We start from the raw sequence: 14,947 nt of genomic DNA, 5'->3' as shown, positions 1-14,947 counted from the left end.
CTTCTGTCCTTCTCTTTCAGTGTGCGCCGGGCGTCGAGCCCGGTGCAGCGGGTTGTGGACTCGTAACGGCGTCCACCACGCGCTCCATTTTCATGAAGCGCGAGCCTTTCACGAGATACGTCGCAGCCGCGCCGTAACCGGCCTGCTGCAATTGCGCGACGAGCGCGTTCGCGTCGTCGCAATGGTGTGCTTCGCTGCCGTACGCGGCGCAGGCATCGCGCGATGCATCGCCGAGCGCATACAGCGCGTCGATACCGCGCGCCTTCGCGTACGCGCCGACTTCGCGATGAAACTCAGGGCCGTTGTCGCCGACTTCGCCCATGTCGCCCATCACCAGCACGCGCGGCGACGGACGCTCAGCGAGCACGTCGATGGCGGCGAGCATCGAATCGGGATTCGCGTTGTAGGTGTCGTCGATCACGGTCGCGCCCGCCATCGAGCCGAGCACCGCGCGCTTCACCTGCAAGCGGCCCTTCACTGCGCCAAATGCTTCGAGACCGCGCTTGATCGCATCGTGCGAAACACCTGAGGCGAGCGCCGCCGCCGTCGCTGCCAGAGCGTTGTGCGCGTTGTGCGCGCCGAGCACTTGCAGCGTGACGTCGACGTGGCCTTCGGGCGTATCGATGCTCAACTGATTGCCGTCGAGCGTGCCTTGGACCGCGGCTGCCGTCGTGCGTTCTGCCGTATTCAGCGCGAAATCGATGATGCGGTTTCCCGTTGCCGCGACGCGCCAGATACTGGCGTAAGCATCGTTGGCCGGGAACACGGCGACGCCTTCCGGCTTCAGCGCGTGAATCACGCTCGCGTGTTCGAGTGCGACGGCCTCGACAGTCGCCATAAATTCCTGATGCTCGCGCTGCGCGTTGTTGACGACCGCGACGGTCGGCGCGGCAATCGTGCCGAGCAGCGCCGTTTCGCCCGGGTGGTTCATGCCGAGTTCAACGACGGCGAGCTGGTGCGTTTCGTTCAGACGGAACAGCGTCAGCGGCAAGCCGACGTCGTTGTTGAAATTGCCGGCCGTCGCAAGACGCGATTGCTCACCGACAGCCGCCGCGAAGATCGACGAGATCATTTCCTTGACCGTCGTCTTGCCGTTGCTCCCCGTTACCGCGACGAGCGGCATCGCAAAGCGGCGACGCCAGCCGTTGGCCAATGCGCCCAACGCCGTGCGCGTGTCGCCCGTCACGCGCAATGCGGGCACGTTGAAGTTCTCCGGCATGCGGGTGACGAGCACCGCGCTCACATTGCGCGCGGCGACGTCGGCCAGAAAATCGTGTGCGTCGAAATGGTCGCCCTTCAACGCGACGAACAGATCGCCGGGACCGCACGAACGGCTGTCCGTCGAGACACGCTCGAATGCGACCGACTCGTCGCCCGTCGCGGTTGCGCCAGGAATCAGCGCGGCGGCTTCACGTAGCGAAAACATTTTCATTCGCCACCTCCGCGTGCGTGCGTGGCGCGTGCAGCCAGCGCGAGCCGCGCGTGATCCTGATCCGAGAACGCGCGCTTCTTGCCCATGATTTCCTGCGTCGATTCGTGACCCTTGCCCGCCAGCACGATGACGTCCTCGCGCGCCGCGCAACGCACGGCTTGCAGGATCGCGCTCGCGCGGTCTTCGATGCGGCGCGCCTTCGATGCGTCCTTCATGCCGGCCGCGATCTGTTCGATGATTTTTTGCGGATCTTCGCTGCGTGGGTTGTCGCTCGTCACGACGACGCCGTCGGCGCAGCGCTCCGCGATTTCACCCATCAGCGGGCGCTTGGTCGCGTCGCGGTCGCCGCCGCAGCCGAACATGCAGATCAGCTTGCCGCCGCGCGCATCCGCGATCGGGCGCAACGCTGTCAGTGTCTTTTCGAGCGCATCCGGCGTGTGCGCAAAGTCGATCACGACGAGTGGCTCGTCGTTCTGCAAACGGCCGCCGAGGCGCTCCATCCGGCCATTCACCGATTCGAGCTTCGCGAGTTGCGCGACAGCGGCGTCGAACGGCACGTCGGATGCGAGCAGTGCGCCGAGCACGCCGAGCAGATTGCTCACGTTGAACGTGCCGAGTGTGTGGACCTCGATGTCGGTATTGCCCCAGTCCGACGCGATGTGGAATGCCGTGCCCGTCGCCGTCGCGCGCACGTTCGACGCGTCGGCCTGCACGTCGGCGTGCGATTGAAGCGCGTATGCGATGGTCTTCGCGTGGCCTTTCGTGCTTGCGATCAGGCGGCGGCCGGCTTCATCATCGGCGTTGATGACGGCGGCCTTCAGTTCCGGCCACGCGAACAGACGCGCCTTCGCCGCTTCATAGGCTTCGAACGTGCCGTGATAGTCGAGATGATCCTGCGTGAGATTCGTGAACACGGCGACGCTGAATGCCGTGCCGTTCACGCGGCCCTGATGCAGCGCGTGCGACGACACTTCCATCGCGACCGCTTTCGCACCCGCAGCGCGCAACTGCGCGAGGTTGCGTTGCAGTTGCGGCGCATCGGGCGTCGTGAAGCCTGTGTACACGAGGTGGCCCGGCATGCCGCTGCCGAGCGTGCCGATGATCGCGCACGACTGGCCGAGCGCCGTCAGCGCGGCCGAAATCCAGTTCGTGCAGGACGTCTTGCCGTTCGTGCCCGTCACGCCGATCACGCGCATCGCGTCGCTCGGATCGCCGTACCACGCGCTCGCGATCGTGCCCGCCAGTTCGTTCAGGCGCGGCACGGAGAACATCGTCGCGGCATCGATATCGCCCGTAAAACCGTCCGACTGCACGAGCACGGCAGCCGCGCCGCGCTCGATAGCGTTCGCGATGAACGGGCGGTTGTCCGCGCCGTCGACGGCGTACGCGAGAAACACGTCGCCTGCCGCGATCGTGCGGGTATCGGCGTGCAAATGTGCGCCTGGCTGCACGCGTGCGCGCAGCCAGGTTAGCGCGTCAGCAATCTGCTGTTGCGCTGGATGAGAAGAACGCAGCGCACTCATCTAACTACTCCGGGGCGGTTCTTCGTACTGTCTGAAATCTGCAGCTTCTTCGGCGCGGCGTGCGTCGAAAGTTTCTTTGCGCCGTTGTTTGCGCCGTTCGCGGCTGGCTGCGACGCGGCGGCGGGCTTCGCGGGATTCATTTCGTCCGACACGACCATCTGCTTGACGGGCTGATCGGGCGGCACGTTCAGCGAGCGCAGCGTGTCGCCGACGATCGACGAGAACACCGGACCCGACACCTGCCCGCCGAAGTGGCTGCCTGCCGTCGGTTCGTCGACGGACACGGCCACCACGATGCGCGGATTCGGCATCGGCGCCATGCCAACGAACGACGCGCGGTACTTGCTGTGGTCATAGCCACGGCCGACGTGCTTGTACGCCGTACCCGACTTGCCGCCGACGCGATAGCCGGGCACCGCTGCATCCGGCGACGTACCACCCGGCGAGACGACCGTCTCGAGCATCGCGCGGACTTCGCGCGCGGTAGTTGGCGCGAACACCTGCGTGCCGGGCGTCGGCTGATCATTTGACGTGCGGAAAATCGACACAGGCAGGATCCGGCCGTCGTTCGCGATGGCCGTGTAGGCGCGGCCCAACTGAAACAGCGACACGGACAGACCGTAGCCGTACGACATCGTCGCCTGCTCGATACGGCGCCAGCTCTTCCAGGGGCGCAGACGGCCCGCCGCCGCGCCCGGGAAACCGACCTTCGGCGCCTGGCCGAGACCAATGCCCGTATACATGTTCCACATCTCTTCGGGCCTGAGCTGCATCGCGATCTTGGTCGCGCCGATGTTGCTCGACTTCTGGATCACGCCGCCGACCGTCAGCACGCCGAAGCCAGAGTCGTCGGTGATGGGCGCGCCGTCCAGTACGAAACGGCCGCCACCCGTATCAACCAGTGTAGTCGGCGTGACGCGGTGCAGATCGAGCGCGAGCGATACCGTGAACGGCTTCATGATCGAGCCCGGCTCGAACGTGTCGGTCAGGATGCGGTTGCGCAGCTGCTCGCCCGTCAGATGCGTGCGGTCGTTCGGGTTATAGGTCGGATAATTGACGAGCGCGAGCACTTCGCCCGTTTGCACGTCGATCACCATCGCGGCGCCCGCTTTGGCCTTGAACTTCTGCACGGCCGCTTTCAGGTTCGTGTACGCGATGTACTGGATCTTGCTGTCGATCGACAGATCGACGTCCTGACCGTTGTGCGGCACGACCTGCTCGTCCACGTCTTCGACGATGTGGCCAAGACGGTCCTTGATGACACGGCGGCTACCCGCCATGCCCGCGAGCAGCTTCTGGTCGCCGAGTTCGACGCCTTCCTGGCCTTCGTCCTCGACGTTCGTGAAGCCGATCAGGTGAGCCGTGATTTCGCCTTCCGGATAAAAGCGCTTGTACTCGTTGCGCTGATAGACGCCGGGGATGCCCAGCGCTTCCACTTTCGCGGCCACTTCGACGGGCACCTGGCGCTTCACATAGACGAACGTCTTGTCTTCCGACAGCTTCTTGCGCAGTTCCGGCTGCGTCATGTCGAGCAGCTTGGCGAGATCGGCGAGCTTGTCCGCGCCGAGGTCGTCGGGCACCGACTCGGGGATCGCCCAGATTGCGCGCACGGGCAGGCTCGTCGCGAGCACGAGGCCGTTACGGTCGAGAATCTTGCCGCGCGTGGCCGGCAACTCCAGCCGGCGCTGATAGCGGCTTTCGCCCTGCTTCTGATAGAAGCCGTTGCCAGGGACCTGAATCCAGAACGCACGCGCCGCCAGCGCGACGAACGCCATGAAGAGCAGGAACACGACGAGCTTCGAGCGCCACATCGGCAGGCGCACCGAAAGAATCGGATTCGCCGAGAACGCGACACTCTTGTTCTTGTTCGACGATTTCTTCATCGCGTGGCTCCACGAGCTTTCGCGACCGACGCCGGGGTCGGCGCCGAGACCGGGATCGGCGCGTCTTCGGCCATGGCGGAACCGGCGTCGAGCGTCAGATATTGCGTGCGCCCCGTGGTCGCGCCCTGCATCTTTAGAGAATCAGTTGCGATCTGCTCGATGCGCGAGGTCTTCGACAGCGCGCTCTGCTGATATTGAAGCTGCGAATAGTCCTGCTGCAGCTGGCGCTCCTGCGATTGGGCGCGCTGCAACTGGATAAAAAACTGGCGCTGCTGATTGGTCGCGTTGACGACGGAAAGCGCACAACCCATCACGACGAACAGCAGGAAGATGTTGAGGCGGTTCATGGCGCGATCCGCTCCGCGACGCGCATCACGGCGGAACGGGCGCGCGGGTTCGCGGCGACTTCGGCGTCGCTCGCGAATATGCGGCCAATCAGTTTGAGCGGCGGGCTCGGCAGGTCGACGGCGCGGATCGGCAGACGGCGATCGACAGCAGGCGCATTAGAGTGCGCCTGCATGAACCGCTTGACGATCCGGTCTTCGAGCGAATGAAAGCTGATCACGACCAGCCGCCCCCCTTGCTCCAGCAACGACAATGCTGCTTCTAGTACGACTTGCAGCTCCGCAAGCTCTTGATTGATGTGAATCCGTATAGCTTGAAAGGTGCGGGTTGCCGGGTCCTTACCCTTCTCACGGGTTTTGACGACGTTAGCCACGATTTGGGCAAGCTCGCCCGTGCTGACGAGAGGCCCAAGACGGTCGGACTCTGCCCGGCGAGCAGCAAGCGCCTTTGCAATCTGAAAAGCAAACCGTTCTTCCCCATAATCCCGTATTACCTCCGTCATTTCCTGCACCGTGGCCCGCGCCAGCCAATCCGCGGCGGACTCGCCGCGCGTCGGGTCCATCCGCATGTCGAGCGGGCCGTCGGCGCGGAAACTGAAACCCCGCTCCGGGTCGTCGAACTGCGGCGACGACACGCCCAGATCCAGCAACACTCCCGACACACGCCCTACCCCGCGCTCGCTCATCGCGTCGCGCAGTGATGCGAAACTTTCATGCACGATCTCGAAGCGCGGATCGGCGATCTGCTGCGCGGTGGCAATGGCGAGCGGGTCCTTGTCGAAGCCGATCAGACGCCCCGATTCGCCCAGCTTTGCCAGCACCGCGCGGCTATGGCCGCCGCGCCCGAACGTGCCATCTATATAGATACCGTCCGCGCGCGTGACGAGCGCATTCACCGCTTCTTCGAGCAGCACCGTGCGATGCTGCAATTCGTTACTCATCGCAGGCGCCATATGTATTACCTGCGGTCAGAATGTGAAGTTCTTCAGAGACTCGGGCATGCCCTGCGACATCGCCGCCTGTTCCTGCGCGTCGTAGGTTTCCTTGTCCCAGATCTCGAACCGGCTTCCCATTCCCAGCAACATCACTTCTTTTTCCAGCTTCGCCGCCTGGCGCAACTCGGGCGCGATCAGCACGCGGCCAGCCGTATCCAGATCGACATCTGCAGCACTGCCGAGAAAAATCCGCTGAAACCATTTGGCTTCCATCGGCAGTGCGACGATCTTGGCGCGGAAGACTTCCCACTCAGGGCGCGGAAACAGCAACAGGCAGCCGTCCGGGTGACGCGTAATGGTCACTCGGCCTTCTGCCTGTCCTTGCAGCGCATCACGATAGCGAGACGGGACGGACATCCGCCCCTTCGCATCGAGTGTCAGCGCTGACGCCCCTTGGAACACTTCACTCCCCTTTTTTCAGGGCGCTGAAAGATTTCGCCCAATTCTGGAAATTTACCGAAGAAAGCGCGTTGGATCACACAAAAATACACTTTCTCACACTGTCTCCCACTTTAGAGTAACCCCCAACACGGGTCAAGGGAGACTCGCGGTTTTTTGACGAATTTTGTTTGCTAGAACAAGGACTTAGCGACGCCTGTTCAGGTGACGCCTAAAAATGGAAAATCGTTATAAATGAATGAACTAACGAAACTTGTGAAGGTGATACGTGAAATGTGCGAGGGAAGAGCGTGGAATAAAAGCGTTCCTGGCGGATGAAAAGCGCGGGAAGACGGAAGATTTGGAGCGAATTTCCAGGGGCGACGCGGGGTGTGCCGCCCACTTCGAACAGATTTGCTTTAAACCAGATTACACGTGATACGCCGTGCGGGTCATGATCTTCGACGCGGCCCGCATCAGCGCGCGCGCCGGGAACGGCAACTCGACGCCGCCCGCATCCGTTGCGGCCTTGCCGTGCGCGGCTTCATCGATACGCATCTGTTCGACGATCGCACGCGACTCATGATCGCCTTCTGGAAGCGTGGTCAGATGGCCGTCCAGATGCAGTTCCACCTGCCGCTCCGTTTCCGCCATGAAGCCGAGGCTCACGCGATCGCCAAGACGGCCGGCTGCGAGACCGATCGCGAGGGCGCCAGCATACCAGAGCGGATTGAGCAGGCTTGGACGCGAATTGAGCGCCTCGAGGCGCTTATACGTCCACGCGAGGTGATCTTCCTCTTCGCGCGCGGCATGCTCGAAGGCCTGCTTGAGCGCCGGCGAGCGCGTCGCCAGTTTTTGCGCCTGGTAAAGCGCCTGCGCGCATACCTCGCCGACGTGATTCACGCGCATCAACCCCGCTGCGTGCGCGCGCTCCTCATCAGTCAGTTCGACTGGCTCCGTCGACGCGGGCGGAACGGGTAGCGGACGCGACATGCGCGACACCCCGGTCATTGAGCGTAAACCCCGATCGAACTCATTAATCAATTCATCAAGCAGCATTCTGGCCTCCACGACGCGGCGTCCGGATCGCTTCGCGCAAACCCTTGTCCACCAAGGTTTTGCGGCCGATGGCAAGAAAAATTCCGAAGCGTTTCCGACAGCCGATTCTGGATTTTAGATCATGTTGCGTAAACGAAACAGCAGCCTGGCTGCCGCCCCGCTTTTTCTTTGTGCGTTTTGGTGTCTTTGCTACATTACGTGGCAACTTCTCGAAGAAGTTACGCAAGGTCGCAACACAGATAAATACTTGCCTTGCTTCAAAATAATTTGCAATTCCTTGGAGATCTTTCGATGAAAAAGTCGCTTCTCGCTCTGGCAGCATTGGGCGCGTTTGCTGGCGTCGCTCATGCTCAGAGCAGCGTGACGTTGTACGGCATTATTGACGAAGGTTTTAACTACACGAACCACGTGCAGACGGCATCTGGCGCTGGCCGCACGAACCAGAGCCTGTACAACCTGTCGAGCGGCGTTCTGCAAGGCAGCCGTTGGGGCCTGCGCGGTACCGAGGATCTGGGCGGTGGCCTGAAAGCGGTCTTCGTGCTGGAAAGCGGCTTCGACGTGAACACCGGCAAGTCTGGTCAGGGCGGCGCGCTGTTCGGCCGTCAGGCTTATGTCGGTCTGTCGAGCCAGTTCGGTACGGTTACGCTGGGTCGCCAGTACGACTCCGTGGTCGACTACGTCGGTCCGCTGGAAGCCGGCGACCAGTGGGGCGGCTACATCGCGGCTCACCCGGACGATCTGGACAACTTCAACAATGCGAACCGTACCAACAACGCGATCAAGTTCACGAGCGCGAACTACGCCGGCCTGACGTTCGGCGGCATGTATAGCCTCGGCGGTGTTGCAGGCGCGACGGGCCGCAACCAGATCTGGTCGTTGGGCGCTGGCTATAACAACGGCCCGCTCGTGTTGGGCGCAGGCTATTTGAACGTTCGCGATCCGAACCAATCGTTCTGGGGCAATACGCCGAGCGGCGTGGCTAACCCGAACAACAACATCGGCAAGACGACGCTGACGGGCGTCCAGGGCAACCCGGTCATCTCCGGCTTTGCTTCGGCAAGCTCGTATCAGGTCGGTGGCGCGGGCGGCGCATATACGTTCGGCGCGGCAACGGTCGGCGTGACGTATTCGTTCATCCAGTTCGGCAACCTGGGGACCGAGAACGTCACGGCTCCGGCTTACCGCGGCTCGGCAACGTTCAACAACGGCGAAATCAACTTCAAGTATCAGTTGACGCCGGCTCTCGTTCTGGGCGCAGCATATGATTACACGCGCCTCGCTTCGTTCAACGGTCATGGCGGCGCGCACTACAACCAGGGTGCACTCGGCGCAGACTACTTCCTGTCGAAGCGCACGGACGTCTACCTGATCGGCGTGTACCAACGCGCTGCGGGTACGGACTCGACGGGCCAGCAAGCAGTTGCTTCGATCAACGGTTTGACGCCGTCGAACTCGAACAACCAGTTCACGGCTCGCGTCGGTATCCGTCACAAGTTCTAATAAGTTGTGAAAGCGTAGTTACCCTCGAGGGCGCCTTAGGGCGCCCTTTTTTATTGGTGTGCCCGTCAGCCTGTCAAATAGAAAAGGCCCAACGGGATGAACCGTCAGGCCTTTTCGGGTCTCGTTTGCCGACTGTCACGTCGATCTATCCGCTAGTGGTCTCTCTCGCCTGTGCTCTTACCTGAGTGCGATTTTCACGCCCGGCCATCGCGCAATTCGCGACGCAAGATCTTGCCAACATTGCTCTTCGGTAGTTCCTTGCGAAACTCGACGATCCGCGGCCGCTTGTAGCCCGTCAGTTGAGTCTTGCAGTACGCAAAAATGTCTGCGTCCGTGATCGCGTCGTCCTTCTTCACGATGTAAAGCTTCACCGCTTCGCCCGAATGCTCGTCGGGCACGCCCACGGCCGCCACTTCGAACACGCCGGGGTGCTTGGCAACCACGTCCTCGATCTCGTTCGGATAGACGTTGAAGCCCGACACCAGAATCATGTCCTTCTTCCGATCGACGATCTTCACGAAGCCGTCGTCGTTGACGGTCGCGATGTCGCCTGAACGGAAGAAGCCGTCGGACGTCATCACCTTCGCCGTTTCGTCCGGCCGGTTCCAGTAGCCCGCCATCACCTGCGGACCTCGAATACATAACTCGCCCGCCTGGCCGGGCGGCAGTTCGTTGCCGTCGTCGTCGCGAATCGATACTTCCGTCGATGGCAGCGGCAGACCGATCGTACCGCTGTATTCAGTGACCGTGGTCGGATTGCAGGTGACGCACGGCGACGTCTCCGACAAGCCGTAGCCTTCGACGATCGGCGCGTGCGTGCGCTCGTACCAGCGGTTCGCGACGGCTTCCTGCACGGCCATCCCACCGGCGTTGGCGACCAGCAGATTCGAGAAATCGAGCTTTGCGAAATCAGGATGATTGAGCATCGCGTTGTACAGCGTATTTACGGCGGGGAACGTGGTGATCCTGTAGCCGTGCAGCGACTTGATCATGCCGGCGATATCGCGCGGATTCGGAATCAGCACGCCGAGGCCGCCCGTGCGGATCGTCAGCAGACCGCAAACTGTCAGCGCGAACACGTGGTACAGCGGCAACGCGACAACGGTCACGAACTGGTCGATGTCGCCGCGCTTCTTGCGCGCCGGCTCGACCCACACATGCGACTGCAGCACGTTCGCGATCAGATTGCGGTGCAGGAGCGTTGCGCCCTTCGCTACGCCCGTCGTGCCGCCTGTGTACTGAAGAAACGCGACGTCGTCGGGACTCTGCTTCACGGGCGTGAACTTGCTGCGCGCGCCCGCTGAAATGGCATCGTTGAAGCTGACGTGGCCCGGCAGACTCCACGCGGGCACCATCTTCTTCACGCGACGCACGACGAAATTGACGATCAATCCCTTCGCACCCATCAGATCGCCCATCGACGCGACGACGATATGTTTGATCGACGTATTGCGTACGATCGCCTGCAACGTCTCCGCGAAATTCTCGAGGAGGATGATCGCTTCCGCGCCGCTGTCTTTCAGCTGATGCTCAAGCTCGCGCGGCGTGTACAGCGGGTTCACGTTCACGACGACGTAACCCGCGCGCAGAATCGCCGCGAGCGCGACGGGGTACTGCAGGACGTTGGGCATCATGATGGCGATACGCGCGCCGCGCGCAATGCCCTTCGACTGGAGCCAACCGGCAAGCCGCGTCGACAGGCTGTCGAGTTCGCCGTACGTGATCTGCTTGCCCATGCAGGCGAATGCCGGCTTTGCGCGATATTCGCGGAAGCTCTCCTCCAGCATCGCAGTGATCGACTCGTATTGCGTCGGATCGATCTCTTTTGGCACGCCGGGCGGATACGACTTCAGCCAGACTTTTTCCATACGGCGTCTCCTCCGTGATTTTCGAATGGTCGTGCTAAAACCCGCATCGTAGCATGCGTACACGCGTCGATATTCGGGATAAGCCCCCAGTTAGACGCCGCACTCGAAAGCGCGAACCGGGGCGCGAAGGCGCAGCGGTTGCGTCCACTGCGCGTGCGAAAAGCGACTCAGGCTCGTTCGACCTCGACGAGACAGTCGTAGAAAGTGGCGGAGCCGCCGAGGTCGGTCAGCGCCTGGCTCGTGACCTGGTTGGCGTTGCGGCCGTCCGGCGCGAGCTTTTTCCACCAGATCGACAAGCCGACGACGAGCCCGGCGCGTGCCCTGTCGGTCACGCGGGCGCGCGCCTGCATCGAGCCGCGATCGTTGAAGATGCGGACCTGATCGCCGTCGTTGATGCCGCGTTCGCTTGCGTCGTCGGGATGGATATCGAGGTGCGGCTCGCCTTCCGTCGCACGCAGGCTTTCGACGTTCACGAACGTGCTGTTGAGGAAATTGCGCGCGGGCGGAGAGATCATCGCGAGCGGATAACGGGCCGCGAGCTCAGGCGAACCGTCGGCCGACTCATAAGGCGGCAGATAATCCGGCACCGGTTCGAGGCCCGCTTGTGTGAGACGCTCGCTATAGAACTCGCATTTGCCCGATGGCGTGCGAAAGCCCCCGTTCGCGAACGGCGCATCGGGGACATTCAGCTTTGCCCAGCCATCGCGCTTGAGCGTCTCCCAACTGCAGCCTTCCAGCAGCGGATCATCCCAACGAAACGCCGACGACGCTACCGACTCATCGCCTTCATACAGCGCCGGCTCGTCAAGGCCCATCGCGCGCGCGATGCCGCGGAAGATTTCCGTGTTCGGACGCGCGTCACCGACAGGCGCGATCGCAGGCAAGTTGACCATCACGTGCGTGTGGCCGTACGACTTGTGGACATCGAGATGCTCGAGCTGCGTCGTAGCGGGCAGCAGCAGATCGGCGTAGTCGGCCGTGTCGGTCTGGAAGTGCTCGAGCACAATCGTGAACAGATCTTCGCGCGCAAAGCCGGAGGCGACACGCTCAGAGTCCGGCGCCACCGCGACGGGGTTCGAGTTGTACACGACGATCGCTTCGACCTTCGGCCCGAATGCGGCGTCACCCGGATGGCACAGCGCGTCGCCGATCGCGTTCATATTCACGACGCGCGGCTGTTTCGAAGGCCAGCCCGGCATCAGGTCGGGCCGCGACAACGCATGCGAATCGACAGGTGCCCAGCCCGACGACGACAGTAGCGCACCTCCCGCGCGCTCGCGCCAGGCGCCCGTCAGCGACGGCAGGCAGGCGATCGCACGAACGGCGTTGCCACCGCCGCGTACGCGCTGCATGCCGTAGTTCAGGCGAATCGCCGACTTTTTCGTGCCGCCATAGAGACGCGCGAGATCCACGACCACCTGCTCGTCGATTCCACAGATTTCAGCGACGCGCGCAGGCGGATAGTCGAGCGCGCGTGCTTTCAGTTGATCGAAACCAAGCGTGTGATCGGCAATGTAAGCGTGATCGAGCATGTCTTCCGCGATCAGCACATGCATCATGCCGAGCGCGAGCGCGCCGTCGGTGCCCGGCTTCAGTGCGATGTGTTGATGGCATTTTTCAGCAGTGAGCGAGCGGTACGGATCGATTGCGATCAGGCGCGCGCCGTTGCGCTTCGCCTCCTGCGCACGCGTCCAGAAGTGCAGATTCGACGCGATCGGGTTTGCTCCCCAGATCAGAATCACCTCGCTCTCGGAGAAAAACTCCGTGAGCATCCCGAGGCTTGCGCCGTATGTGTATTTGAGGCCCGCCGCGCCAGCCGCTGCGCAAATGGTTCGGTCCAGTTGCGATGCGCCGAGCTTATGGAAAAACCGCTGCGCGATGCTGTCGCCCTGCACGAAACCCATCGTGCCGGCGTAGCTGTACGGCACGATCGCTTCCGGCGCGCGGCCCGCGATTTCCAACAGACGCTCGCCCGCGAGGCGCAGCGCTTCGTCCCAACTGATTGGCTCGAAGCGCCCTTCGCCTTTTCGACCGATCCGCCGCATCGGCGTCGTCAGCCGGCGGGGATGATGCACACGATCCGCATAACGGCTGACCTTCGTGCACAGAACGCCTTGCGTCGGCGGGTGATCTGGTTCGCCGACAACCTTGATCGCGCGGCCGTTGTCGACGGTCACGCGCATCGCGCAGGTATCGGGGCAATCGTGCGGACAGACGGCGCGGGCGAATTCAGCGGGAGCGTTCATGTTGTATCGAGGGACTGCGCGGATGAAGGTGTTGATTTTATTACGTTCCAGCGTCCGCATCTGACACATGGTCGTCAAAAATAGGGATGGGCGTAGAATCGATTTTGATCTGCTCCGGAATCGACTGTCCGGATCAAACTGCATACAGCCAGACACTCAATCCATCATGAAACTGCTTCCTGAAATCCAAGCCGCTCGCGGCGAAATTCAGACTCTCCGACGAACAATCCACGCCAATCCGGAATTGCGATATGAAGAGACGCAGACAGCGTCACTCGTCGCCAAGACATTGGCTGGATGGGGTATCGAGGTGCATGAAGGCATCGGAAAAACCGGCGTGGTTGGCGTGCTCAAGCGCGGGACGGGGACGAAGTCGATCGGCTTGCGCGCTGATATGGACGCGCTGCCGATCCAGGAACTGAATACCTTCGATCACCGCTCGAAAAACGAAGGGAAGATGCACGCGTGCGGTCACGATGGACATACCGCAATGCTGCTTGGCGCGGCGCGCCATCTCGCCAGGCACGGTGATTTCGACGGCACGATTGTCTTCATCTTTCAACCGGCGGAGGAAGGCGGCGCCGGCGCGCAGGCGATGATCGATGACGGGCTATTCACGCGGTTCCCAGTCGATGCCGTATTCGGCATCCATAACTGGCCGGGCATGCCGGCGGGACATTTCGGCGTCACCGAAGGTCCGATCATGGCATCGAGTAACGAATTCCGCATTGAAATCACAGGCGTGGGATCTCATGCGGCTTTGCCGCATAACGGCCGTGATCCCGTGTTCACGGCCGTGCAAATCGCGAATGGCCTGCAAAGCGTGATCACGCGCAACAAGAAACCGCTCGATACCGCCGTTCTGTCGATCACCCAGATTCATGCCGGCGATGCCGTCAACGTCGTGCCGGACTCCGCGTGGCTTGCGGGGACCGTTCGGACTTTTACGACGGAGACGCTTGACCTGATCGAATCGCGGATGCGGAAGATCGTGCAGAGCACGGCTGAAGCCTACGAGTGTTCGGTCGAGATGACCTTCCATCGCAACTATCCGCCAACGATCAATAGTGGGAAGGAAGCACGGTTCGCGGCGGCGGTGATGAAGGAAGTCGTCGGTGAGGAGAAGGTTGACGATACCGTCGAACCAACGATGGGCGCAGAAGACTTTTCGTTCATGCTGCTGGCGAAACCTGGGTGTTATGCGTTTCTTGGAAACGGCAACGGTGGGCATCGCGAGGCCGGACATGGCGCCGGTCCCTGCATGCTGCACAACGCGAGCTACGATTTCAACGATGAGCTGCTGCCGGTTGGTGCCACGTACTGGGTGCGGTTGGCGCAGCGGTTTCTGGCGGAGGCGTGAACAGAGCTTAGGACCCGAGAGTTCAGAACGCAGGATATGCAAGCGGGCGCATTTGCTGTTTCGCTGAGGGTCGCCGGTACGTGAACGGTTAAGAGGCCACGAGTTGGCGAAGCTGACGCCGTCCAGCCGAGTGACGGTTGGGCGGCCGACGGCCGCTGGGAATGGTGGGGATAGACTTGCTTAGGCCGTTGCGGCTTGGCACGGCCGCTGGCGCGACCTCAAAACGTGCTCTACAAACGCCAAGACCCCGCTTTTGAGGGCGGGGTCTTGGTTTGCATAAGAAGCCTGACGATTACCTACTTTCACACGGGCAATCCGCACTATCATCGGCGTGGAGTCGTTTCACGGTCCTGTTCGGG

12 protein-coding genes are annotated in these 14,947 nt (G+C 62.1%); 2 read left to right on the top strand and 10 right to left on the bottom strand.

Translation table 11 applies throughout. The annotated features are described in order from the left end of the window. Nucleotides 1-16: 16 nt before the first annotated feature. The 8 genes from SB822_RS35430 to SB822_RS35395 form a co-directional block, all read right to left on the bottom strand. A complete protein-coding gene (locus tag SB822_RS35430) occupies nucleotides 17-1,432 on the bottom strand; it encodes a UDP-N-acetylmuramoyl-tripeptide--D-alanyl-D-alanine ligase (protein ID WP_410856734.1) in 1,416 nt (471 codons plus the stop codon). Continuing rightward, nucleotides 1,429-2,955 carry a UDP-N-acetylmuramoyl-L-alanyl-D-glutamate--2,6-diaminopimelate ligase gene (locus tag SB822_RS35425; RefSeq protein ID WP_410856733.1) on the bottom strand — a complete coding sequence of 509 codons (1,527 nt, stop codon included), beginning with the start codon at nucleotides 2,953-2,955 and terminating at the stop codon, nucleotides 1,429-1,431. Before SB822_RS35425 ends, SB822_RS35430 begins: the two co-directional genes overlap by 4 nt. Continuing rightward, a complete protein-coding gene (locus SB822_RS35420) occupies nucleotides 2,952-4,838 on the bottom strand; it encodes a peptidoglycan D,D-transpeptidase FtsI family protein (protein ID WP_007747055.1) in 1,887 nt (628 codons plus the stop codon). The genes SB822_RS35425 and SB822_RS35420 overlap by 4 nt, the downstream gene beginning before the upstream one ends. Then, nucleotides 4,835-5,185, bottom strand: a complete 351-nt coding sequence (ftsL, locus tag SB822_RS35415) for a cell division protein FtsL (protein ID WP_410856732.1) — start codon at nucleotides 5,183-5,185, stop codon at nucleotides 4,835-4,837. Before ftsL ends, SB822_RS35420 begins: the two co-directional genes overlap by 4 nt. Then, nucleotides 5,182-6,135: a 16S rRNA (cytosine(1402)-N(4))-methyltransferase RsmH gene (gene rsmH / locus SB822_RS35410; protein ID WP_079486976.1), complete on the bottom strand. Its 954-nt coding sequence runs from the start codon at nucleotides 6,133-6,135 to the stop codon at nucleotides 5,182-5,184. The genes ftsL and rsmH overlap by 4 nt, the downstream gene beginning before the upstream one ends. 15 nt (nucleotides 6,136-6,150) lie before the next feature. After that, on the bottom strand, nucleotides 6,151-6,579 hold the full coding sequence (mraZ, locus tag SB822_RS35405) for a division/cell wall cluster transcriptional repressor MraZ (RefSeq protein ID WP_009771045.1): 429 nt from the start codon (nucleotides 6,577-6,579) through the stop codon (nucleotides 6,151-6,153). 405 nt (nucleotides 6,580-6,984) lie between these two features. Beyond that, nucleotides 6,985-7,614 carry a 2-polyprenyl-3-methyl-6-methoxy-1,4-benzoquinone monooxygenase gene (gene coq7 / locus SB822_RS35400; protein WP_007747047.1) on the bottom strand — a complete coding sequence of 210 codons (630 nt, stop codon included), beginning with the start codon at nucleotides 7,612-7,614 and terminating at the stop codon, nucleotides 6,985-6,987. Then, a complete protein-coding gene (locus tag SB822_RS35395) occupies nucleotides 7,604-7,936 on the bottom strand; it encodes a hypothetical protein (protein ID WP_133061222.1) in 333 nt (110 codons plus the stop codon). The genes coq7 and SB822_RS35395 overlap by 11 nt, the downstream gene beginning before the upstream one ends. Here SB822_RS35395 and SB822_RS35390 point away from each other — a divergent pair. Further along, a complete protein-coding gene (locus SB822_RS35390; RefSeq protein WP_114221373.1) occupies nucleotides 7,906-9,114 on the top strand; it encodes a porin in 1,209 nt (402 codons plus the stop codon). The two genes, SB822_RS35395 and SB822_RS35390, sit on opposite strands and share 31 nt — an antisense overlap. A gap of 194 nt (nucleotides 9,115-9,308) precedes the next feature. Here the strand turns inward: SB822_RS35390 and SB822_RS35385 are convergent, their stop codons facing one another. Both SB822_RS35385 and SB822_RS35380 read right to left on the bottom strand, forming a co-directional pair. Beyond that, nucleotides 9,309-10,982, bottom strand: a complete 1,674-nt coding sequence (locus SB822_RS35385; protein WP_410856731.1) for a long-chain fatty acid--CoA ligase — start codon at nucleotides 10,980-10,982, stop codon at nucleotides 9,309-9,311. Between the two features lie 167 nt (nucleotides 10,983-11,149). Then, complete coding sequence (locus SB822_RS35380; RefSeq protein ID WP_007747037.1) at nucleotides 11,150-13,228, bottom strand: molybdopterin-dependent oxidoreductase; 2,079 nt, start codon at nucleotides 13,226-13,228, stop codon at nucleotides 11,150-11,152. Between the two features lie 166 nt (nucleotides 13,229-13,394). Here SB822_RS35380 and SB822_RS35375 point away from each other — a divergent pair, with 166 nt between their 5' ends. After that, entirely contained in the window at nucleotides 13,395-14,588 is a 1,194-nt protein-coding gene (locus tag SB822_RS35375) for a M20 aminoacylase family protein (RefSeq protein ID WP_007747035.1), read from the top strand. The last annotated feature ends 359 nt before the right edge of the window (nucleotides 14,589-14,947 follow it).

The organism is Paraburkholderia sp. SIMBA_054, from assembly GCF_046534875.1.
Classification (GTDB): domain Bacteria; phylum Pseudomonadota; class Gammaproteobacteria; order Burkholderiales; family Burkholderiaceae; genus Paraburkholderia; species Paraburkholderia hospita.
The sequence above is the reverse complement of the archived record's forward strand: the minus strand, read 5'-3'. Positions and strand labels throughout refer to the sequence as shown.

Bases quoted from the DNA above. Each gene is read 5' to 3' on its own strand.
- rsmH (WP_079486976.1), bottom strand. From the start codon at position 6,135: ATGGCGCCTGCGATGAGTAACGAATTGCAGCATCGCACGGTGCTGCTC.
- SB822_RS35390 (WP_114221373.1), top strand. From the start codon at position 7,906: ATGAAAAAGTCGCTTCTCGCTCTGGCAGCATTGGGCGCGTTTGCTGGC.
- SB822_RS35375 (WP_007747035.1), top strand. From the start codon at position 13,395: ATGAAACTGCTTCCTGAAATCCAAGCCGCTCGCGGCGAAATTCAGACT.
- SB822_RS35395 (WP_133061222.1), bottom strand. From the start codon at position 7,936: ATGCTGCCAGAGCGAGAAGCGACTTTTTCATCGAAAGATCTCCAAGGA.
- SB822_RS35380 (WP_007747037.1), bottom strand. From the start codon at position 13,228: ATGAACGCTCCCGCTGAATTCGCCCGCGCCGTCTGTCCGCACGATTGC.
- coq7 (WP_007747047.1), bottom strand. From the start codon at position 7,614: ATGCTGCTTGATGAATTGATTAATGAGTTCGATCGGGGTTTACGCTCA.
- SB822_RS35420 (WP_007747055.1), bottom strand. From the start codon at position 4,838: ATGAAGAAATCGTCGAACAAGAACAAGAGTGTCGCGTTCTCGGCGAAT.
- ftsL (WP_410856732.1), bottom strand. From the start codon at position 5,185: ATGAACCGCCTCAACATCTTCCTGCTGTTCGTCGTGATGGGTTGTGCG.
- SB822_RS35385 (WP_410856731.1), bottom strand. From the start codon at position 10,982: ATGGAAAAAGTCTGGCTGAAGTCGTATCCGCCCGGCGTGCCAAAAGAG.
- SB822_RS35430 (WP_410856734.1), bottom strand. From the start codon at position 1,432: ATGAAAATGTTTTCGCTACGTGAAGCCGCCGCGCTGATTCCTGGCGCA.
- SB822_RS35425 (WP_410856733.1), bottom strand. From the start codon at position 2,955: ATGAGTGCGCTGCGTTCTTCTCATCCAGCGCAACAGCAGATTGCTGAC.